This window comes from Oceaniferula spumae (genome assembly GCF_042849255.1).
GTDB lineage: Bacteria > Verrucomicrobiota > Verrucomicrobiia > Verrucomicrobiales > Akkermansiaceae > Oceaniferula > Oceaniferula spumae.
In genome coordinates this window covers 520438-542767 of the sequence record NZ_AP026866.1, presented here as the reverse complement: position 1 = coordinate 542767, position 22330 = coordinate 520438, and the positions used below count along the sequence as shown (strand labels likewise).

Annotated in this window: 11 protein-coding genes and 1 tRNA gene; 6 read left to right on the top strand and 6 right to left on the bottom strand. The window is 52.1% G+C overall.

Translation table 11 applies throughout. The annotated features are described in order from the left end of the window. Positions 1 to 7: 7 nt before the first annotated feature. Complete coding sequence (locus tag ACSPJT_RS02395; protein WP_435894773.1) at positions 8 to 1291, top strand: glutamate-5-semialdehyde dehydrogenase; 1284 nt, start codon at positions 8 to 10, stop codon at positions 1289 to 1291. 12 nt (positions 1292 to 1303) lie between these two features. Here the strand turns inward: ACSPJT_RS02395 and purU are convergent, their stop codons facing one another. Further along, positions 1304 to 2158 carry a formyltetrahydrofolate deformylase gene (gene purU / locus ACSPJT_RS02390; protein ID WP_435894772.1) on the bottom strand — a complete coding sequence of 285 codons (855 nt, stop codon included), beginning with the start codon at positions 2156 to 2158 and terminating at the stop codon, positions 1304 to 1306. 137 nt (positions 2159 to 2295) lie between these two features. Between purU and ACSPJT_RS02385 the strand changes: the two genes are divergently transcribed. Then, complete coding sequence (locus ACSPJT_RS02385; protein WP_435894771.1) at positions 2296 to 3267, top strand: hypothetical protein; 972 nt, start codon at positions 2296 to 2298, stop codon at positions 3265 to 3267. On the opposite strand, the gene ACSPJT_RS02380 is transcribed toward ACSPJT_RS02385, so the two are convergent. After that, on the bottom strand, positions 3268 to 8295 hold the full coding sequence (locus ACSPJT_RS02380; RefSeq protein WP_435894770.1) for a lamin tail domain-containing protein: 5028 nt from the start codon (positions 8293 to 8295) through the stop codon (positions 3268 to 3270). A 289-nt stretch (positions 8296 to 8584) separates the two neighbouring features. After that, positions 8585 to 13234 carry a glutamate synthase large subunit gene (gltB, locus tag ACSPJT_RS02375; RefSeq protein WP_435894769.1) on the bottom strand — a complete coding sequence of 1550 codons (4650 nt, stop codon included), beginning with the start codon at positions 13232 to 13234 and terminating at the stop codon, positions 8585 to 8587. Between the two features lie 550 nt (positions 13235 to 13784). On the opposite strand from gltB, the gene ACSPJT_RS02370 reads away from it, so the two are divergent. After that, a complete protein-coding gene (locus ACSPJT_RS02370; protein WP_435894768.1) occupies positions 13785 to 14762 on the top strand; it encodes a hypothetical protein in 978 nt (325 codons plus the stop codon). Between the two features lie 184 nt (positions 14763 to 14946). Further along, entirely contained in the window at positions 14947 to 16305 is a 1359-nt protein-coding gene (locus ACSPJT_RS02365; RefSeq protein WP_435894767.1) for a hypothetical protein, read from the top strand. 3 nt (positions 16306 to 16308) lie between these two features. Here ACSPJT_RS02365 and ACSPJT_RS02360 read toward each other — a convergent pair whose 3' ends face one another. Next, positions 16309 to 16800, bottom strand: coding sequence for a DUF5362 family protein (locus tag ACSPJT_RS02360; protein WP_435894766.1), 492 nt, complete (start codon positions 16798 to 16800; stop codon positions 16309 to 16311). A gap of 156 nt (positions 16801 to 16956) precedes the next feature. On the opposite strand from ACSPJT_RS02360, the gene ACSPJT_RS02355 reads away from it, so the two are divergent. Beyond that, positions 16957 to 18420, top strand: coding sequence for an MATE family efflux transporter (locus ACSPJT_RS02355; protein WP_435894765.1), 1464 nt, complete (start codon positions 16957 to 16959; stop codon positions 18418 to 18420). Between the two features lie 98 nt (positions 18421 to 18518). Next, positions 18519 to 18605, top strand: a tRNA-Leu gene (locus ACSPJT_RS02350). Between the two features lie 81 nt (positions 18606 to 18686). Here ACSPJT_RS02350 and ACSPJT_RS02345 read toward each other — a convergent pair. After that, positions 18687 to 19430 (bottom strand): MauE/DoxX family redox-associated membrane protein, encoded by a 744-nt coding sequence (locus tag ACSPJT_RS02345; RefSeq protein WP_435894764.1) that lies wholly within the window; start codon positions 19428 to 19430, stop codon positions 18687 to 18689. Positions 19431 to 19452: 22 nt separating this feature from the next. Continuing rightward, complete coding sequence (locus ACSPJT_RS02340; protein WP_435894763.1) at positions 19453 to 21714, bottom strand: multicopper oxidase domain-containing protein; 2262 nt, start codon at positions 21712 to 21714, stop codon at positions 19453 to 19455. Positions 21715 to 22330: the final 616 nt, after the last annotated feature.

The window sequence follows — 22330 nt, the reverse complement described above, 5'->3', positions numbered from 1 at the left end:
ATCATTGATGGATAAGTCCGAAATTAAAAACAGCATTCTCGAAATGGGAGCCCAGGCGCGAGCCGCGGCCCACGCTTTAGCAATACTTAGTTCTGAAGAGAAAAATAGCATCCTGCGCGCCATGGCCGCAGGCTTGCGCGAACACGAGTCTCGAATCTTAGAAGCCAATAAACTGGATATCGAAGCGGGGGAGTCCAATGGACTGACTTCCGCTATGTTAGACCGTCTACGGCTCGCACCCAGTCGCTTGGAATCAATCGCAGCGGGTATCGAACAAGTCGCCGATCTGCCCGATCCTGTTGGAGAAGTGTTAGATGAGTGGGAGCGTCCCAATGGCATCACCATTCAGCAAATCCGTGTCCCCATTGGTGTCATCGGTATGATTTATGAGAGCCGGCCGAACGTCACCAGTGACGCTGCTGTGCTATGTCTGAAATCAGGCAACGCTACCATCCTGCGAGGTGGCTCCGAGGCGATTCATTCTAACAAAGCCATCGCGGCAGCCCTTCAAGCCGGAGGTGAATCCGCCGGCCTCCCTGAAAATGCGATCCAGCTGATACCGTTCACGGACCGCGAAAGCGTCAGCGTGATGGCCGGCATGGATAAATGGCTCGATGTCATTATCCCGCGTGGAGGCAAGGGGCTGATTGAAGCCGTGGTCTCACTTGCCCGCATGCCTGTGATCAAGCACTACGATGGCATCTGTCACACTTACGTGGACAAGGACGCGGATCTCAATATGGCGGTGGCCATTGTCGATGATGCGAAGACTCACAAACCTGGTGTATGCAACGCTTTGGAAACCCTGTTAGTCCACGAAGAGGTCGCAGAAGAATTTCTTCCTAAAATAGCAGCCGTTTTCACCGAAAAGGGCGTGGAAATGCGTGGTGATGCCAGAACTTGTGAGATTTTAGGCGATGCAGCCGTGGTTGCTTCTGATGAAGATTGGGACACGGAATACTTGGATCTCATTATTGCGATCAAAGTAGTGGCTGGAATCAGCGATGCGATTGATCACATCAACACTCACAGTTCAGGCCACTCGGAATGTATCGTGACTACTGATTCTCAACGCGCCGAATCATTTATCACCCGCATCGATAGTGCCTGTGTTTTCCACAATGTTTCTACGCGTTTCAGCGACGGAGCAGAGTTCGGATTTGGTGCCGAAATTGGTATTTCTACGGACAAATTGCATGCACGAGGGCCAATGGCTTTACGTGAGCTGACTTCTTATCAATACCGTATCCGTGGTAATGGTCAGACGAGAACACTCAACGCGACAACCTAACAAATCCTGAGTTTAGTCAGGGAAAACGATCGCACGGTTCTCATGGATGATCGTGCGGTCGTTGACGTGATAGCGAATGCCTCTGGCAATGGCATTGCGCTCACAGTCACGACCTAGACGCATGAGGTCTTTAGGTGTGTGAAAATGATGCACTCTTTTGACTTCTTGCTCGATGATCGGGCCGGCGTCCAGATCGCTGGTGACGTAGTGGCAGGTGGCACCGATTAGTTTCACCCCACGCTCATAGGCTTGACGATAGGGGTTGGCCCCAATGAAAGCGGGCAGAAAGGAGTGGTGAATATTGATGATTCTACCGCCAAACTCAGCGCAAAACCAATCGGGAAGAATTTGCATGAATCTGGCGAGCACTGTCAGCTCCACTGTTTCATCGATCAGAATTTGCTCAATTTTTCTAAATCCGGACTCTTTGTTCTCTCCATCCATATCGATCAAGTGAAAGGGGATCCCGGCTTGCTCGGCGATGTCGCGACAACTGGCACGGTTTCCAATCACCGAGGTGATTTCAATCGGCATTTCACCTAGCTTGGTGCGCCAAAGGATTTCATTGAGACAGTGGTCGGTTTTCGTGACCAGCACAGCAGTTCTCATTTTATAGGGAAGTCGCCGAAAATGCCAATTCGCGTGCAAAGATTGCCCCAATGCACGGAATCCGTGGATGAATTCTTCCACATCCACCGAAAGTTCAGCGGTATCGATCTCGATGCGTGCAAAAAACTTGGAATGAAGGTCATCAGTGAACTGAGAGAGCTCGACCAGATTGCCCGCGTGATCGGCAATATAGGTCGAGATTTTAGCGACAATGCCGTGTTGGTCCGGGCAGTCAATTTTGAGAATCAGTCCCTGCATGATTAGAGTGTGCTTTGATGCAGTCCATCCGCCAAGTGGAGTTTACGACATTGTCCCCAGTTTCCTCTCGGGAATATGTTTTGCTTTCCCACACTAATTCTGGCAAGAACATGCATCTGAATCGTTGAACTATTACTATGCGTGTTCCATTTATGTTTAAAACCTTAGCCGTGTTAGCGATGGCTGTTGCTCACCAACATGCCACGGCTCAACCGGAGACCTTGAGTGCAGCAGACCGAATCGCACTTGAGGAGCAGCTGGAGAAAATTCAGCAGCAATCTGAAGAGCGTGTGGGTGGTCTGTATCGTCGCGCCATTCAAGATTACCGCGCCGCGATTCAATCCGATAGTGCCACGATGGAGCTCTATCTAAAATGCTATGAGAAGGTGAGGTTCACAGATGAAAAACGTAAAAGCCAAGACTTCCGCGAGTGGAAACGAAAGAACAAGGATAAGCTGAACTCACCTTCGATGCGGATGGCTCTGCGTCATCAGCTGTCGTGGCTCTTGCTCAGTATTGAGGCGGCACAGAGGGACGGTGAGATCAGCGAGCTGGGCTTGCGAGCGATGACCCACCTTGATCAGATTTTCAAAAATGCAGAGACCCTGCAAGAGCACCGTGGCATACTCGGTCAGAACGCACTTGGTTCGGTTTTTGCCCAAGCCTATGACCTCAATATCAAAGTCAAGGACTGGCCGAAGTCTGCCCTTGATATCGGAGGCATCTACAGGCAGGTCATCATGCCTCCGCTCCGCCGTAAGGACCGAATCGTCTCCTTGCGCGGTGCGTGGGCGCGGCGTATCCAGCACGAAGGGATGGTCCATGAGAAGTGGGGTAACAGAGAAGGAACGACGATTGGCAAGAAGGATGCGATGATGCCTCCGGCCTACGAGAAATTTATTTCAGAAGATCGTCCGGCACTACTCTGGGAAATGGAAGTGGACTGCTTCAAGGTAGGTGATGAAAAAGTAGCCGCCGTTAACATGCTTAACCACTTGAAGAAGTATCTATTTCATAAAGATGCCCCCCAATGGATCAAAGACTTCCAAAGCATGATCAATCCACCTACAGCAAATGGAGCTGAAGTGGCTGAAAAGGTAGAGCAATAGTTAGGGCGATTGTATAATCACTCTGCCAAAATGGGATTTCCCATCACCCATGGGAACAGGCGTCTCGTAGAGATAGGTGGTAGTGCCTCCAGAGTGATCGGTCTTCGATCGTAGTTCGGTTGTAGATGCTGTCGTCCATGCCGAGAGGTCTTTGGAAAACTGAACTACGAAAGTAGCATCATCCGCTGCTGTATTGACGGAAAGTTCCATGAAGAAAGAGCCGTCTGTTGGCATGGGCACAGGTGCGGAGGCAAAAAGGTAGTCGGACAGTTCACCTCCGGAATAGGGAATGGTGTCTGTGTTTCCTGGGTTGCCATGGATCGCTGTGCTCGGGCGCCATTGATTTGGATCGGTGGGATTAGTGCCCTTGTAAACGAGACTGTAGCCATCGCCGTCTGCCGTCTCAGGCCACGGAGCGTCATCGGTATAGGTGAAATCCACGATGGTTGTGGTATCGGCCGCGGCCAACCGGATGCGTTCGCCACTGTTGCTGAGTTGGCCCGTGTATTCGCCGATGATTCTGGCCGTGCCTGCTCCATTTCGGAACTCAAAAGCTGCTTGGTTTGATACGAGAATAACTCTTTCCCCAGGAGCCAAAACGGTGTCCGTAGGAAAGGTGAATGTCAGGCCATGAGTGAAGTTGACATTGGTATACTCAACAAAGGTGCTGCTGGTATTCATCACTTCAATAAACTCAAAGTCATTGTCCTCAATGAATCCCTCAGCTTCCTCGGCAGAGTTTGGATTATCCGGATGATAATGGAACTCGCTGATGATCGTATTGCTGGCGTTGGCCAGATCTACACTGCTTGTGTTCGTGACGGTGATGCTGTCAGTGCCTACTTCGGCACCTTGGTGGTTTCTTGCTGTTAGGTTCAGAGCGTTGGCTCCGGCTCTGATAGGGATGACTGTTTTCCAACTGTCTGTGCCGGTCCAAGTCACGGGTGTGGTGATCCCATTCACCTCGATCGAGAACACGTCATAGGAGCCCGTTCCTGCGAGATCAATGACACTGTCAGATTCTGAGAAATCGGCCCCGCCATTGGTGGTGATTGCGAAAGGAACCGGGCTGGGGAGGGTGGAAAGAACGTAGTTGGCGCGATTCGTGATGTAGCTGCTGAGGTCAATATTCGATCCGATGACCGTGGAGAGTCCGCTGGAGATAGAACTCGTATAGTCGCTGTTAAATGTGGTCTCAACGAGGTCATTGAGATGCCCGTCAAAAACTCGGCGGTATTCTGGGATCGCAAAAAGTTTGGTAACGGGGAGAGTCGTTCCGGCGTTGTTTTGCGTCGGTACAACTGAAGCATCAGATGCCAGTCTGAACGACCGATCCAGATCCCACTGTAATACGATGATTTTCCCGTCGGTCGGACGGACAAAGAAACGGAAGTTGTGCTCCCACAGGCGGCTGTATACATCGTCCGTGCCATTCAGTGACATCATCGCGAAAGTGCGCATCCATTGGTTGACGTCGATCAGGGAATCAAGGGCGTCCTTGAGGGCACTGCCACTCAGGTTCCCCACAGCTTGATTCAGCGCGATGATGGCCGAGTAATCATCGCGATCACGTGCGCTGCGAATTTGAAATCCCCATCGGTAAGGTTCCTTGTCGTCGCCGCGGTCCTCTAGCGTGTAACGCCCATTAGTATGATTGTAAGGGTTACCGATTTTCAGATCCTCAGGGCCGCCCGTGGTGCCATTAGGATCATAGTGCAGCTCCATGTTGAACAATGTTCCGCTCTCCTCGACATCGGGAAACAGTCCATCCCAGAAGCTGGAGGTGTGTCGGCTCATCGATAGCAGGGCAACACCACGGTCACTGATCGTGGGCGGCAGGACATAGGCGACATCATCGTAGAACGACCAGTAGCCACCTCCGGCTCGATTGATCAGCGCTTTGGCCAGTATTTGCTTAGCGGCTCCACCTCTTTCCACAGAGATACTGTCGTGAACCCCGCGGAATAACTGGTCGGGCTGAAAACTGATGTTGAATCCGTAACCATTTGATTGATAGCGGCCATGACCGCTGGCCTTGAGTCTCAGGCGCACGTCATAATAGACAGTTTCCTCGTTTTCGATAACGGTGACAGGGAAACGATCATTGCTCATGCGGTTTGTATTCAGAAACAGGAAACTGCGATCCGTTTCTGCCATGATGATTCTGAAGTTGTGACGTAGTCCGGAGGTGTCTGCCAAGCCGTCTTGAACTTTGTAAAATGCACCTCCTTCTGTGGCCGCTGCCGGATAGTGGCTGGTCATGCTGTTGCCGTCTGTGCCTCGAACATAGAAACGCACGATGGCGCTGCTGCTTTGGCCGGGGATGATTCCCGAGTAGCGACCATCATTGGCACTCATGCTGGTGCTTTGGAAAAGGGAACCATCTACAGAGTAAAAAAGTGTTAGGTCCTGAACTCCATCTGGATCTGTCGCGTCGATACTCACCGTGACGGCTTCGTTGGCGTCAGGAACTACTGGCGAGTGCGCCATGTTTGTTAGGTCTGGTCCAGCGTTGGTGATGGCAGCCGTATTTACAGACCCTGGTGTGCCCCAGACCTCGGCGGAATCGAGAGTGTGCGTCTTTTGCAGGTAGTTGAAGTAACCCTTCGTGTTCAGCAGGCTTGAGCCGCTTACCCATTTGGCTCGGAAGCTGATGGTGTAGGTGTTGCCAACGACGATTTCCTCGTTGTTGGCAAATGTGGTCTCGAGTTTGTTATGCTTGTTCTCCGTGGGCCCGGTGGCAACCACTCGAAGGCACTTGTTTCCCGCGTTGTCGGGATCCGAAATGACGACGGTTCTGCCGTGTGATCCATGGGTGCCAATGGCGCGCCATTTTTGTGCTGTGGAACCTAGAGCATCACCTTCAAAATCGCCGTTTTGAATGAATTCAATGCTGTTGTTTTCGATGACACTGACATCATCGATCAGTATTTCACCAGCATCTAACAATCCGATCTGAAGTTCGTGGAAGGTGTCGATTCCGATGCCGTCGTCGGTAGCGATCGCTTCGTATGTGTAGGTCTGCCAGCTGTTACGTGTGCTTTCATCGCTGGGGGCCCATGCATTTGCCGAGGCGTTGTCCGCGTCTGGGTCACGGAGTTCAAGGCTCGAGCCTCCGCCATCTGCTTTACTATGCCATTTGCCTGAATCATGGTAACGAACCTCATCGGCGGTATTACCATTGGCATCCTCAAGCCGAATCACATCACCGCCGTTTCCCAGACTTCCGGAGTAGTTGCCAAGGACTGAGATCGCGGGGTGCTTCGAGAGCAGTGCCGAAGCATCTTTGGCGATGACTAGATAGCCGCCGGCAGGGATGTTTGTGCCACTTGGGAAATCATAATCAATGCCCCCATCTAACGTCCAGCCGGTGAGATCGATCGTGGATGAACTTCGGTTGTAGAGTTCTAACCATTCCTCATTACGCTCAGCATAGGGTGTGAAATCAGTGGTGGTTTCTTTTTTTAATGTGACACTCGCACCAAAGACGATGTCACTGCTGCTGCTATTGATCTGATGAACTTCCACGGATAGCCGATTATTTCCTTCCAAGAGATTTGGCGAAGAAATGAGGAGCGTCTGTAAGCTGGCGTTACCCACTCCTGGATTGGCAAGTGTGGAGGGGGTGACGGAGCCATCGTCCATGTTGTAACGAGCGAGCTCGACCCCATTCAGATAAAAAATGGCACCATCATCGACGTAGTGGTTGATTACCATTTCGGTGACGGTATCAGTATCGGTGCAGTTAAACTCAGTCTCGAAGTAATAGGTGATCTGAGTGGTCTTTGTCATGGTAGTTTGGATCGGGTGATCCAAAGTGGTGTTTTCCACTCCTAACAATCCTGCTCCTGATGCCCAGTTGATGTTATCCACGATGTGGCTGCTGGCTGCCCAGTCAGATGTCAGACCGCTGGTGCCGGCGTTCAGATTGTAGCGCCAGACTGAAGAGTAATCCAAGACCAGTTGGTTGGTGGTGTTAGAACTCCCTGAGGCGATCTGAGGTTTGGCATGATAGAAGATTTCATTGATGACGATGCCATCTTCCACAGAGACATCATTTGCCGAGCCCAGAGTTAGACTGGTTGGCCGAGCCCATTGGCCAGTGCCGTCCGGAGCACGCGCTATGGCGGAATCATCGACGCGAACGGTGTCGATTAAGTTGTTTTTTCCGGCAGTGAATAGAAATAGCCGGTTATTGTCTTCGGGGGTAAAGCCAAGCGTGGCGGCGTCAATTGTTAGGAAAGCTCCGGCGGCAAGGTCGCCAGAGGGGAGGTTGTAGGTAGGGGAGAGCTCATTGGATGAGACAATGACCAGGCCTCCAATTGAGATCGGTGTGTCGCCATGGTTGTGAAGCTCGATTTGGAAGTTCGGATCGAGTGCCGATGTCACCTCGTTGAAGGCGAGCTTAGGTAATGTCGCGAATGTATTAGCGGCTCCCGGAGTGCCGTTCATTTGGCTACTGACAGTCCAGTTTGCAGGATCCGCTGTGCCTTTGTTAGGGGCGCGCTTGGCTAGAGTAAAACCGGATCCATCCGGTCCCAACGGCCAGGGGGAAGTATCGCTGTAATCGAGTCGATCCATGATTCTCCGGCCTTGCAACTCGCTGGTGGCCTCACCAGTGGAACCTGAGCCGGACTGCGAGCGGAAAGATCGGTTATTGTTATAGAGATAAACCGGATCACCTGAGTTTGAGAGGTTACGATTATAGGGCCCCAAAGCGCCGCTGTATCCGGTTGCTGTGGCTAATGCTGCCGGATCTTTGGCGATTAACAGATAACCACGGGCAGGGATGACCGTGCCCTCGGGGAAATCAAAATCGATATCGCCATCCATGCGCCAGTTTGAAATATCGACCTCAATCGCTAGCTGGTTATAGAGCTCGATATACTCGAGTGAAGAATCATCATTTTCCGGATGATAGTGAACCTCATTGAAAACAACCACGCTGTCTTGCGCTGAGGCCATCATTGGAAGGCTGGCTATTATCAATATTAGCAGTGCGAAGGCTCTGGGTATCAGTGGATTCATGGTTTTCAAGAGCTCAGCGCAGGCCTGAAGAAAGTGGGACGGTCAATGTATTCCATGTCGATACATACACCACCTAATAATTCATATCCAATGACATACCGAACAGTGAGGTGATAACCGGAGTCGTTTGCGCGTGTAAATGCATCTCCTAATGCGTGGATAGCTTCAGGTGCAACGATACATTGCGTGACTCAAAAACAACCAACGAGCATAGAGACAACTAAGTAAATAGTTGCCCCTGAGCGCTCAGTTGCATGATTCGCCGCTGTAGGTGCTTAACCTACATGCTTTAGTGGACTACATTGGAGGCGGCTTCGTGAGCCTCTTCCGCGATTTCAAGTTCGGCACGCTCCTTGGGGATCACGCGGATGAACTTGTTCACGGCTTTATCCCAGTTCGCGAGGATGCGTTGGGCACGACCGCTGCCGGTGAGTTCAACGTGTTTCTCGACGAGTTGTTTGACGAGGGCGATGTCCTGTTCGCGCTTAATAGGCAGTGGAGCTACCATCTCGGTATTGATGCGAGATTGGAAACGGCCGTCTTTATCGTAAACAAAGGCGGTGCCGCCGGACATGCCGGCTCCGAAGTTTTTCCCGGTAAGTCCGAGGATGAGAACCAGACCATTAGTCATGTATTCGCAACCGTGGTCACCGACGCCTTCACAGACGGCAGTGCCGCCGGAGTTACGAACGCAGAAGCGCTCGCCTACGCGACCATTGACAAAGAGCTCGCCGCCGGTGGCGCCATACATGCAGGTGTTACCGGCGAGGGAGTTATCGGCTGGCTCAAACTGGACGTCCTTCTCAGGCTGCACCACGATGCGGCCACCGGCCATACCTTTACCGACGTAGTCGTTCGCCTCGCCGATGGCATTGATATTCACGCCGCCGCAGAGGAAGGTTCCCAGTGATTGTCCGGCTGACCCACGGAAGGTGAGGTTGATCGTGCCGTTAGGCAGACCGTGGTCACCGTGGATTTCCGCGATGCGACCTGACAAGCGGGTGCCGAGGTTACGGTCGGTATTGACCACATTGTATTCGAGTTTAACTGGCTGACGGTCCATCAGATCGGCGAAGTCATCGCTGACGATGGTTCTCTTGACGTCCTCGATGATTTGTAGATCAAGTGCCGGTTTCTGAATGCCATCGTTGCGCTCCTGCTGGCAGATGCGTGCGATGTCCTCGACGTCGCAGCCGAGAGATTTTGCAACCGTGGGGGCCACGTCCTTCAGCACAGGGCTGAGGTCGATGCTGTTCGCCTTGGGATGATTAGGCACTTCGCGTTGGCGCAGGAAGCTGGTGTGACCGATCAGGTCATCCAATTTCCGCACTCCGAGTTCTGCCATGAGCACGCGGCATTCTTCTGACACGGCATTGAAGAAGTTGATCACCATTTCAGGGGTGCCTTTGAACTTGGCGCGCCACTTTGGATCGGTGGTCGCAATGCCTACCGGGCAGTTGTTCAGGTGGCAGCGGCGCACATAGACGCAGCCCATCGCGATCAGCGCGATGGTGCCAAAGTTGAATTCTTCAGCTCCGAGGATGGCGGCGGTGATGATGTCTCTGCCGTTGCGCAGGCCACCATCGGTTCTGACGGTGACACGTGAGCGAAGGTTATTGAGCATCAGCGTTTGCTGAGCTTCGGACAGACCCATTTCCCATGGCAGACCGGCGTGTTTGGTAGACGACAGCGGTGAAGCTGCGGTGCCACCGTCGTGACCGGAGATCAGGATCACATCGGCGTCCGCCTTGGCCACACCAGCGGCCACGGTTCCAACACCCGCCTCAGCCACCAGTTTCACGGTGACTTTCGCGCGTGGGTTGATTTCCTTCAGATCATGGATCAGCTGAGCCAGATCCTCGATGGAGTAAATATCGTGGTGCGGAGGAGGGGAAATCAGCTGCACGCCAGGCTGGGTATTACGGAGACGAGCGATGATGCCGTTCACCTTGTGGCCGGGAAGCTGGCCGCCTTCACCAGGCTTGGCTCCCTGGGCCATCTTGATTTCCAGTTCATCGGCATTGACCAGATAATGCGCTGAGACACCGAAGCGACCGGATGCGATCTGCTTGATGCGTGACAGCGCGAGGTCTCCGTTAGGGTAAGGTGAGAAACGACGGGTGTCTTCGCCACCTTCGCCGGAATCGGATTTTCCTCCGATGCGGTTCATGGCGATGGCCAGAGTTTCGTGTGCCTCAGGGGAGAGCGCACCCATGGACATCGCAGCGGTGGTGAAACGGCGGCGGATGTTCTCGATCGGTTCGACCTCATCAATAGAAATCGGGCCGGCTTCGGATGGGACAAATTCAAAGAGGTCCTTGATGGTGACCGGATGGGTCTCCAAGGAGGCTTTGACGTAGTCATCGTAGTCGTCCTTATTATTGTCTTTGACAAAGGTGTGGAAGTTTTTGATCAGCTCGGTGGTAAGAGCGTGGCGCTCACCTTGTTTACGGTAGCGGTTGTAACCGGGGTCACCGAGTGGCAGGGGCTTGCCTTTGGACACGAGATCGCGCAGATCGTCGAGCTCTTCGCTATCGTCATTGAGATCGGCGTGGGCTGCCTTGTGGCGGATGATGGACTCCTCGGCGATTTCTAGGAATCCGATACCACTGAGGCGTGATGGCGCACCCGTGAAGCAGATGTCCATGACCTCTTTGCCGATACCGATGGCTTCGAAGATTTGAGCGCCCTGGTAGGAGTTCAGCACGGAGATACCCATCTTCGACATGATTTTCAGCAGACCTTTTTCCAGAGCCTTGCGGTAATTACTCATCGCTTTGCTTTCGGAAATGCCGTCACCGATTTTCCCTTTGGTATCGTTTCTAACAATATCACGCACGGTGGCGTAACCAAGGTATGGGCAGACGGCGGTAGCACCAAAGCCGAACAGGCAGGCGATCTGATGGGTGTCACGGGCTTCGCCGCACTCGACCACAAGCGAGCAGCGGAGACGCTTACGCACACGGTTGAGGTGATGGTGAACAGCTCCAGTGATCAGCATGGCCGGCAGTGGCACACGCTCAGGTGAGGCGGCACGGTCGGAGAGAATCAAGATGCTGATGTTTTCATCCACGGTCGCTTCAGCTTCCATGCAGACGCGCTGGACGGCGTCCTTCATGCCAGCGGCACCAGCGGCCACGTCCCAGGTGGTGTCGATCACACGATGGGGGAAGCCATGCTCTTCCATGTCTCTGATTTTATGCATTTCCTGTTCTAACAAGATTGCAGAATCGAGGCTGAGCAGGCGGGCGTGTTCAGGAGTTTCGGAAAGCAAGTTGCGCTCGGCACCGAGACCGGCGGCAAGAGTCATGACGGAACGCTCACGGATCGGATCGATCGGTGGGTTGGTCACCTGCGCGAAGAGTTGCTTGAAGTAGGTGGGGAGCAGGCGCGGGTAATTCGAAAGCACAGCGAGCGGAATGTCATCGCCCATCGAGAAGACGGCTTCTTGCGCGCCTTTGATCATCGGAGGGAACACCATATCGAGTTCCTCGGTGTTGATCGCGTGCATGATCTGCTGGCGCGAAAGGGTGACCGGATCGATCTCCACTGCAGGAGTCTGTGGCTCTGGAGAGATGAAGTCGTGGAGTTCCAGACGGTTTTCATCGATCCAGCGGCGGTAAGGTGCTTTTTGCGCCAGTGCTTCTTTGATTTCACGGTCGAACTTCAGCTCGCCAGTGGAGAGATCGGCGCAGAGCATCTGACCTGGCCCAAGACGGCCAGTGCTGATGACCTTGCTGCTGTCGATCTGAACGGCACCAATTTCGGAACCGATGTAAAGCAGTCCGTCCTCGGTGAGTTTGAATCGTGATGGGCGCAGGCCGTTACGGTCGAGCGAAGCACAGAGTTTGGTGCCATCGGTGTAAACCAGACCAGCTGGGCCATCCCATGGCTCGGCGAAGGAGCGGTGGTATTGGTAGAAGGCGCGGAGGTCATCGGAGATGTCGGCATCATCGCGGAACGCGGGAGGCACAAGCATGCACATCGAGTGCTCCAGAGAACGACCAGACAAGGTCAGCAGCTCCAGAGCGTGGTCCAGACTGGCTGAGTCACTTTCGTCCTCACGCAGAACATTTTTCAGAAGCTCAATATCATCGCCCCAAATGTCGGACTCGAAGAACTCTTCGCGAGAAGCCATCCAGTTGCGGTTGCCACGAACGGTGTTGATTTCACCGTTGTGGCACATCATGCGGAACGGTTGACCGAGCGGCCAAGCGGGGAATGTGTTGGTGGAGAAACGTTGGTGATAAAGGCAGATGGCGGTCTCAAACTCCGGATTCTGGAGGTCGAGATAAAAAGCCTTCAGCGTGGCCGGCATCGCAAGGCCCTTGTAGGAAATCAGACGGTGCGAGAATGATGGCATGTAAAAGCCTTCGATGTTCTTGGTGTCTTTTTCGATGCTGCGGCGGCAGAGGTAAAGTTGACGCTCAAAGTGATCGGACTCCCAACCAGCGGGCTTTTCCATCAGCAAGTGCATGATTTGCGGACGGGTCTTGCGAGCCAGTTCGCCGAGCTCCTCGGGAGCGACCGGAGCTTCGCGCCATCCGATGAAGCCGATGCCACGCGAGCCAATTGTTTTCACTGCGAGGTGCTTGATTTCCTCCTGAGCTTTCTCGTCATTGAACGGCAGGAAAAAGACACCGACAGCGAGATCATCGTCATTTTTCAACGGAGTGCCTAGATCGGCTGCGGCTTTGCGGAAGATGGGAAGGGGGATCTGACTGAGTATACCTGAGCCGTCACCCGTTTTCATATCGGCATCCACGGCTCCGCGGTGCGTCATATTGCAAACCGACTCAATGGCTAGATTGACGATGTCATACGAACGCTTGCCGTGAATGTTGGCAATCGCGCCCATGCCGCAGTTATCGCGCTCATTGGCGAAGCTGTGCATGGAACCTGTGCTGTCGGGCGTGCTGGTGTGGTATGGGAATGACATAGTACAATAGATGGTTGAAAATGAACGACGTGTGCCGCTCCTGGTCGCTAAGATTTGCTCAGTGACTTGTAATCAGGCAGGGGAATAAAGCTTCGGACTGTCTGCTTGCCAAGTCCGAAGTCTGTCAGGGAGGGTGTGCATTTCTCTCTGTGGCTTGTAAATATGTGCCTTTGCAGAAGATTCCAAGCAGGGATTTTCTGGAGGGAGGCAGCAAAGCTTTTTGAACGAATCCCATTTCAGACCCTCTGGGGTGTCATAAGGGTAGTTTCATTACCTGTAAATGTAGATATATCAACAGTTAGAGAGCCTCATGTTAGAGGTAACTATCATCATGGGTGCACATTTCCACAAATCCCCGAAGTGTATTAATCGTCACCCTTGAATCCTATATGGAATAAGGATCTAACAGTGGTTCTTCGTTATGGTTTCAGGCCCATATTTATTTTGGGTTTGCTGGATGAGAGGGGCGTTAATATTAGTTCAAAACATTAATTAAATGAGGGGTATTCATTATCCGTCACATCTCTCGAACAAACCCCATACTAAGATTATGAAAGTAAATTCCATGCACCCCTTGGTCCGCTTGATGCCAGTATTAGCTTTAGTCACCTTATCAGGCTGTGCCTCATTCCGCGGAATGCCCAGTCACGGTGGTGGTAAACGTTTCGATGAAGAACAAAGGGTTGTAACAGCCGCCATTCGTCATGCTGCTGAGAAAATGAATTTCTCCCGCATCAACAAACGTAAGATCGCCCTTGAGGTCACATCACTTGAAACATCCGGTAACGCCGAGCCCTTCTACAGCGGCCTCAACGACATCGGTCTGACCGGTCAGTATTATCGCGAGACCTCCCGTGTCGTTCGAGATGTGAACCAGCAATACAACCGAAGCCGGAACACCCGCGACTACGATCCTGATATCAATTTCCAGCCTAAGCTGAAGCCGAACAACGTCATCACCCGTGAAGATACCGAGTATCTGAGAAAAGCCTTGGAAATGCGCCTGCGTCATGACGGCTTCCAAATCACCCCGGTTGCGGACGCGGATGTCTACCTCGTGGTTCTGGTGGACGTGCTTGGAACCAACCTGAGCCGTCGCGATTACTTAGTGGCTTACCAAGACGACCTTGGAGCGACTTGTGAAATGACCTATTACGCGATCGATCCAAAAACGCAAAAAATCATCGCAGCTTCCCAAGCCGTGGCATCTCGCGGAACCTACAAGGAAACCAGCCTCCGTGCGTCGCCACTACGCAAGCATTGCCGCTACGTAGCCGACTTCACTGACCGTATTGCACCACTTCCTCAAGCTGCTCCTGGTGGATTCCATGGTGGCCGTGCACGTGGCAACGTCGGAATCTACAAAGATCCGACCAAACAACGACTCAATGATCTTGTGCAGACAGCACGTGAGTATCTCGAGGCTGAAGACCGTCAAAATGCGGCTAAGACGATCCGTGAGATCCAGAAAATTGATCGGAAGCATCCTGATCTGCCTGACCTGAAAAACGATTTAGAGACACTCTAATTTCGCACAAGTCGTCGCTTGGCTTGATAGTGCCTGCTGGGTCCAGAGGGAAGCCCTCATCCCGGCGGGTGAACCATCTCCATTTTCAACATCCGAGACATCATACACGAAAGTCAGAGTGTGGATCAGCTGCCTAAATTTAGAGGTATTTGGATCTTAGTTCTGCGGCACGTGTAGCCCCCTAATGAAAGTCGCGAAAACATATCGATTGCTGATACTCACCGCTGCCATGTTTGGTGCGCTGACTGGCTGTGCCACATTCCGTGGATTTCCGAGTCACGGTGGGGGGAAGCGTTTTGATGAGGAGCAACGCATTGTCGCGGCCTCGGTGATGCACGCAGGCTATAAAATGGATCTGCGCACCCTGGAACCTCGGAAAATTGCACTTGAGGTAACTTCACTGCCTACCACCGGTAGTGTGCATGCTGGAAATACGACCATTGTCGGTGCGTTTCAGGATCTCCTTGGATACCGTATGCAACCTCGGCTGCAAACCAAGCGTGTCTTGACCCAGCAGGATGTGGAATACGTTGAATCTGCCATGATCAAGCAACTGCGCTATGACGGCTTCCAAGTCGTTTCTCCGAAAGATGCCGAGCTGTATTTGGTCGTTCTCGTGGACGTGTTAGGGACCAATTTCAGTCGTGATGATTTTTTGGTAGCCTACCGAGATCATCTCAAAGCGACTTGCGAGCTGACCTACTATGTGGTGGATGCTCAAACACAGAAAATCATCCGCCGTGCGCGTTCGACGGCTTCCATCGCTGAATACTGCGAGCTCAATGTTAGATTTACCCCGTTTAGTTTTAAGAACAGCTGGGTCACCGATTTCCATAACGAGATTTCCATGCTTCCGGCTCAACGAGTGGTTTCACTGAGTGGCCCCTACGATCTGGCACCGGTCTCTGAATTGAACAAACCCTACGAGCCTGAGCCTAAAGGGCGGAAAAGGAAACGTGGTAAGAAAGGTCAACGTTTTGAAGATCCAGTGCCGTTCCCTCTGCCAGCAGGCCACGGTGGTTTGGTCGAGCCTGACGGCGCCGGTCTACTCCCGAATATGCCAGGCAAGCGCAAGCGGATTGATGATGTCGACGAGGAAGATGATGACTTGCCGGAAGTGCAAATAGACGGAACCATCATGGATAAGTTTAAATTGCTCACAGCTCAGGCTAAGAAGCAGATGGACGACGGTAATTTCACAGCCGCCCGCGCCACCATGGCTGAAATGCGTAAGCTCAAGCCCGATGCCAAGACTCTGGAAAATCTGGAGAAACGAGCTAACAGGCTGGAGGAAAAGCAGAGAAAGCAGAACAAGAAAGCAGACCCAAGCCCTGCACCCGACGGAGCAATGAACAAAACACCGGGAGCTTCGTCAGCTGACGATATTGCCATGCTTTTCCCTCTGCCTCAGCACGATATTAAGAAAGTAAACGCCCAGATCGAGCCGCTGAGAGGTCTTGCTTGGGAACGGCAGCATGAGCTGATTGAGCAGTCGGTCCTAGCGCTGTTAGGTGAGGACGGCGCAGAGGTAGTATTTCGTTAGATTTCAGACTTTTCCCGATAGAAGCACTATCGCCGAGATGGCGATGGTGACGAGATAAAGCACGAGCATGATTAGAATCATGATGCCCATCAACTTCCAGAACGTGCGCTGGTGCGCAATGGCTTGTTCCAAATCTTCGATCTGATTGCTCACCACCAGTCGGGTAATCGATCGTTCATATCGTGACAATCGCAGCGATGGGATGATGAACAGAACTGCTAGGATGAAATAGAATGAGCCTAACAGTAATACATGCAGAAGAGAAAAATGACCGAGCATTTTACGCATGGTGAAAAGAGCAATCGCCACACTGAAACCTGCGGTAATGTAGCCAGCTAAACTACAGAACTTGACCCATGGGCGTGTGCACCGCAGATGCTCTACCACAAGATCCGGAGCATCAGTTGGCTCCACCGGCTTTGCGGCCGTCCAAGGATCGATCATGGTATCATCCACGGGTTTATCGCTGGGAGGACTGTAGGGGTCTTCGTTCACGATCCAGATTCTAATACCTGAAAACCAATTTTGGCACTTCCAAGTTGTTAAAAAGAACGATAGTTCGGCATGTCTCCGTTGATGTAGTGTAATTGAATTAATGTGAGACTTTGATTTTCAAGCACACCGATTCAGACAACAAATAATAAATAAGGTATGAGTAGTGAGGAATTCCAAGCGGTGGAGGGGGGCGAAAGCCACTCCGCTATGGATGACACCTCACCGATGGCCTTAGGTGGAAAACTTGCTGGGTTGTCACTACCTAGGCAAGTTCTCGCACTCGCACTCTGGCCGTTTTTACAAAATCTGATGGGGGTAGGGGTCGGGTTTGCCGATATGATGATCGCAGGCCGTATGGAAAGCGGTCAAGCAGGTGAGGCAATCATGGATATGATGGGAGCCGGCATGTATCTCATGTGGCTGCTGATGATTTTACAAGGAGCTATGGCGACCGGGGCCATGGCTCTGGTCTCACGCTCAACAGGGGCCAGGGATATGAAATCTGCGAACCTCGCCCTAGGCCAATCGCTGCTGTTGGGGATCATTTCCGGAGTGGTCAGCGGCATAGCTATCTGGCTCGTTGTTCCCTACATGGGCCGATTTTTCGGACTCAGTCCACTAGCACAGGAATATATAACAGAATACATGCGCATGGCTGCTTGGTTGGCTCCATTCAGTGGTGTGATGTTTGTCGCCAGCAGTTGTTTGCGTGCTTATGGCGATACCATGAGACCATTTTGGGCCATGCTGTTAGTCAATGTGGTCAACGTTCTGACAAGCCTCTACTTTGTTTATGAGTTAGGCTGGGGAGTCAAAGGTCTGGCCGCAGGAACGGTGATCGGCTGGGCCTGTGGCGCGGCGATGATTCTTTGGTTCTTAAGACCAGGGAGTAAGCTGAGAATGAAGGATGATGAGGAGGATCCATTATCTGATTCCCTTGAACTGAGTATCGAAAACTTACGGTATGACATGCCAATGCTCCGACGGATCTGGCGCATCAGCTGGCCTTCAATGATCGAGATTATCGGTATGTGGTCGGTGCATGCAGTCGGCATTTATTTCATCGGCACGATGAAAGCCGGCACCATTGGAGCCCACGCCATGGTAGTGCGTCTGGAATCGGTCAGTTTCATGCCAGGTTTCGCCATCGGCATGGCTGCGAGCACCCTAACCGGCCAATACCTTGGAGCCAAGGATCCTGATATGGCCAAGAAGGCGGTTCGCTTTTGCTGGCTGTTGGCGATCATTTCAATGGGAGGTGCTGGAGTTCTCATCTCCGTTTTCAATACCGAGTTTTTGTCGTTGTTCGGAGACCCGGCATCAGAGCAATTCCAAGTGGCTGCGCCAGTGATTCGTTTTGTCGGACTCTTTCAAATACTGACCGCCACGATGATGGTGATGAAAATGTCCATGCGCGGGGCCGGTGACACGCGAACCGTGACCATCTATTCATTCGTGTCGATGGGCTTGGTTCGGGTCGGGCTACTATGGTTGATGATCCACAACTTTGACCTCAACCTGTTACAAGTCTGGCAAGTGATGATGCTGGATGTGTTGCTTCAGGGGGGAATCTTTGTGTGGCTTCATTTCAGAGGCGGCTGGCTGACCCGTGAGGTTTGATCGACAAGTCAATTCACGTAAACGCAGGTCATGCCATTTTTCTGCAAAACAAAGTTGCATTACTTTGGTGAAACTGCTTCATTCCGCCCGTCTTCAGTGCGCACGTGGCGGAATTGGTAGACGCGCATGATTCAGGTTCATGTGTCCTCACGGACGTGGAGGTTCGATTCCTCTCGTGCGCACCATTGAAGATTACCTGAAATTAGCCCTTGAATGCCAGAAGGCGATCAAGGGCTTTTTCGTGTCTGGGCATCGTGCTCGAATGTCTACAGAAATTGTTTCACGATCATCCAGATGGACATCACCATCATCAGTAGGTTCTCAGTGAGTGATATGAACCCGAGCGGCACGCTACTTCCTCCTCCCACGCAGGCGCATTTCAGATCACGTTTTTCGATGTAGACTGCCTTGAAGACTGAGATAGCTCCAATGGTGCTGACGATAAGTGCGAGCGGTGCGGCCACCCAGGTGAACAAGCCGGCAATCATCAGGGCTCCTGCTCCAGCCTCGATCACTGGGTAAACATTGGAGTAGGGCACATAGCGCTGAGCGAGAAGATCGTACTGGACGAAGCCGGTGGCGAAGGATTTGAGATCCTGAAGCTTGAGGATTCCCAGCACACACATGCTGATGGCTATAAACAGCTCGGCAACGCGGAGAATTTCCAGACTGCTGCCCTCCATGGCCCAGCAGGTGGTTAGGGCCATCGCGAAGGCGACAGCAAAGACGGCGATGACTGGCTGATAGGTATCGCCCTCCTTGGGGTCCGGGCCTAGGCCGAAGTGCTCACGCAGGTCATCGTAGGTGCCGATGTGTTTACCCTCGATCCAGACCTGCGGTGTTTCATCATAACCATTCTCCTCCTTGTATTTCTTGTTCTCCTCGGAGCTTTCCAGATGCTCGTCCTCGATGTCGAATCCGCGTCGACGGAGCAGGTCGAGCGCCTTGAGTCCCCATGGACAGAAGTGGTCAGGGGCAACGATCCGAACTATTTTTGCTTTTTTAGACATAATGTTAGAGTGCTTGTGATGGTTAATACTTGAGAGTGAGGCCGGCGCCCCATCCATAACTGCTGTCCCAAAGTCCTGTGACAGAAAGGTTCTCATTGATCATGTAGGACAGGCCAGCTTGATAGGACCATTTTTCCAAGGTGTCGTATTCAGCTTCACCGAAAATACCCAGTCGAGGAGTCAGCATGAGTTCTCGCTCAAGGGTCACTCTGGTTTCGCCGTCCTCATCGATCCATGTGGATGACATGATGTTGAGGGGAAGTAGATAGCGGAAACCGACGATTGCCACGTCCTTTTCGCGTTTGGAATCGACACCCTCAGCATAGATTCCAGCAAAGACAGAAGTAAAACGGTTGAGGTATCTGTCGTAAGTGAGTTCACCTTCCCAGGTGGTATCTTTGACTTGTTTCCAGCCAGCTTCCCATGACAGGGAGAATGAGTTTTGCTGGTTTTCATATCTAATTCCCCCTTGGGTCATGTTGCTGAGCACATCCGCCTGGGCGAAAAACCACCAGTGTTGATTGTAGCGTTCATCATGCAGAGCCTCAGTTTCCGGATCATTGCTGTAGCCATTGTAGCGGACTATGCGGGCCATGCCTGCCTTCATGTGGTAGAGTAGATGACAGTGAAAAAACCAGTCGCCAACTTCATTGGCCTCGAATTCGATCACCGTAGTGGTCATCGGCGCCACATTGACTGTGTGCTTGAGCGGTGAGTAGTCGCCTTGTCCATTGATTACTCGGAAAAAATGTCCGTGCAGATGCAGTGGGTGGTGCATCATGGTGCGATTGATGAAAACAAATTGAACCACCTCTCCCTGGTTGATTTTGATATCGTTTTCGGGTTTTAATGGCTGGTTGTTAAACGACCAAACGTAGCGGCCCATGTTACCATCGAGGGTCAGTCTGACTTTGCGTTTTTGGGCATTTTTATTCAACGTAGTTTTTCGCACGGATTTTAATTTTTCATATGGAGGGAACGGGCGCAACCGTGACTTCATGCTATCCTGAGCCAGCATCGAATGATGGGCAGCATCTTCACGGAGCAGGAAATCATACCATTTTTTGGGATTATGGACGATGCCCTTGTCCATCTTGCCTCCCATATTCATTTCCCCATGGTCCATGCCTTTCATCTTCATTCCACCGTGGTTCATTTTCATACCATGCATGTTCATACCCGGTTGATCAAACATACCCATCTTAACTTCGTCAGTGGGCATGCCCATGGTTCCGGCGGGAGTGAGGGCGAACATTTTTTTCCATCCAAACATATCCATGGTGTCGTAGACGAAGGGCTTCGGCATTTGAGGTGCAGCATGTTGCTGGCCGGATCCTACCCATAACGAAGCTGAGCCTGAGCCATCATGTGCGGTGGCACGGAGTTCATAGGAGCCCTTGGCTGGGACTTTGACCAATACATCATAGGTCTCCGCAACACCGACTAACAGAGGCTGATTCTGAATCACGGTTTGCACATCCAGTCCATCAGCGGCGATGATTTTCATTGGGCCACCTGCGTATTGGAGGTGGAAAAAACTCGAGGCGGATCCGTTGATGATTCTGAGGCGAACGGTTTCGCCGGCACGTGCTTTAACCGCACTGGATTGTTTGCCGTTGATCAAAAAGGCATCGTAAGCGACGTCGGCGAGATCCATCGGCGGCATCCGCATGGCTTCACGTTTCCAGAACTCTTTCGTTTTTCCTGTTTTCCAAGCACCTAACAGGCTCTGGGCGGTTTTCTTTTTCACACCCATGGCCTCAGAGCCACGGCGCAGCTGACGCATGACTTGTTGCGGGTCTTGATCGGTCCAGTCTGATAGCAGCACAACGTGCTCACGCGAGACTTGATGGCGCTTCTTGGCGCGTGATTGTATGACGATGGGGCCGTAGACGCCGCGTTGTTCCTGAAGATTGGTGTGCGAGTGATACCAATAGGTGCCAGCCTGACGGATTTTAAACCGATACGTGAAAGTGGTGCCAGGTTTGATCGGTGGGTAGCTGATGTAGGGGACTCCATCTTGATCCGGTGGTAGCAGAATACCGTGCCAGTGAATCGAGCTTGGCACCTTCATCTTGTTAGTGACATGGAGCACGGCGGTATCACCTTCGCGGAAACGGAGTGTCGGTCCAGGAATGCCGCCGTTCACGGTCATTGCGATTCGGTTTTTCCCGGTAAAGTTGACCGGAGTTTCAGCGATGCTCAGGTTGTATGTGACCTCCTTGGCAAGCGTAGGCACTGCACAGAGGGCCAATAAGAAGGCTGTTAATATTTTATGTTTCATAGTGTTTTCTTTGAATGGGGTTGAGTTTCACGGCCATTTGAACAAGCGAGTACTTGGGCCATGATGATGCAGACCGTTCAAGAACGATCATTCTATTGGATAGTGATCCAATTGGTTAGTTGCCGGCAATTTGAGCTCTAAAATACAGCGCTGTCACTGCACGGAAGGCAAAGCTGTGCCTTCTCAAAAAAGCTACAAACAATAGCTTTTAAAAAGACATGCCGACTAATTCCTTGTATCAAAGAAGGAAGGTCGAAAACAAAATACGCACCGGTGGGCCGTTTGGCGGCGGGTGAACAGTCAAAGACGAATAATTGCTCTCCAAAGCAGGTAAGGAGTCGATTCGCCCCATCAATGGTGTGTCGAAGTAAACAGGGATAACGATCTGGGACGGGATGGGAAGATTCAACTTTCCAGGCTCATAGTAGTCCGTATTTTGATCACACAGACATTCGTGTTTTTCTGGCGCCTTTTCGGTGTCTTGCCCGTGCTCTTGTGATGAGTTTTGACAGCAAGAATGCGAAGTAGTTTGCTCGGGTGGTCCACATGCAGATCCACATCCTATCAACGAGCACAGGCAGCCTGGGCTAGCCAGCAGCAGCGCTAATAGTGCGGT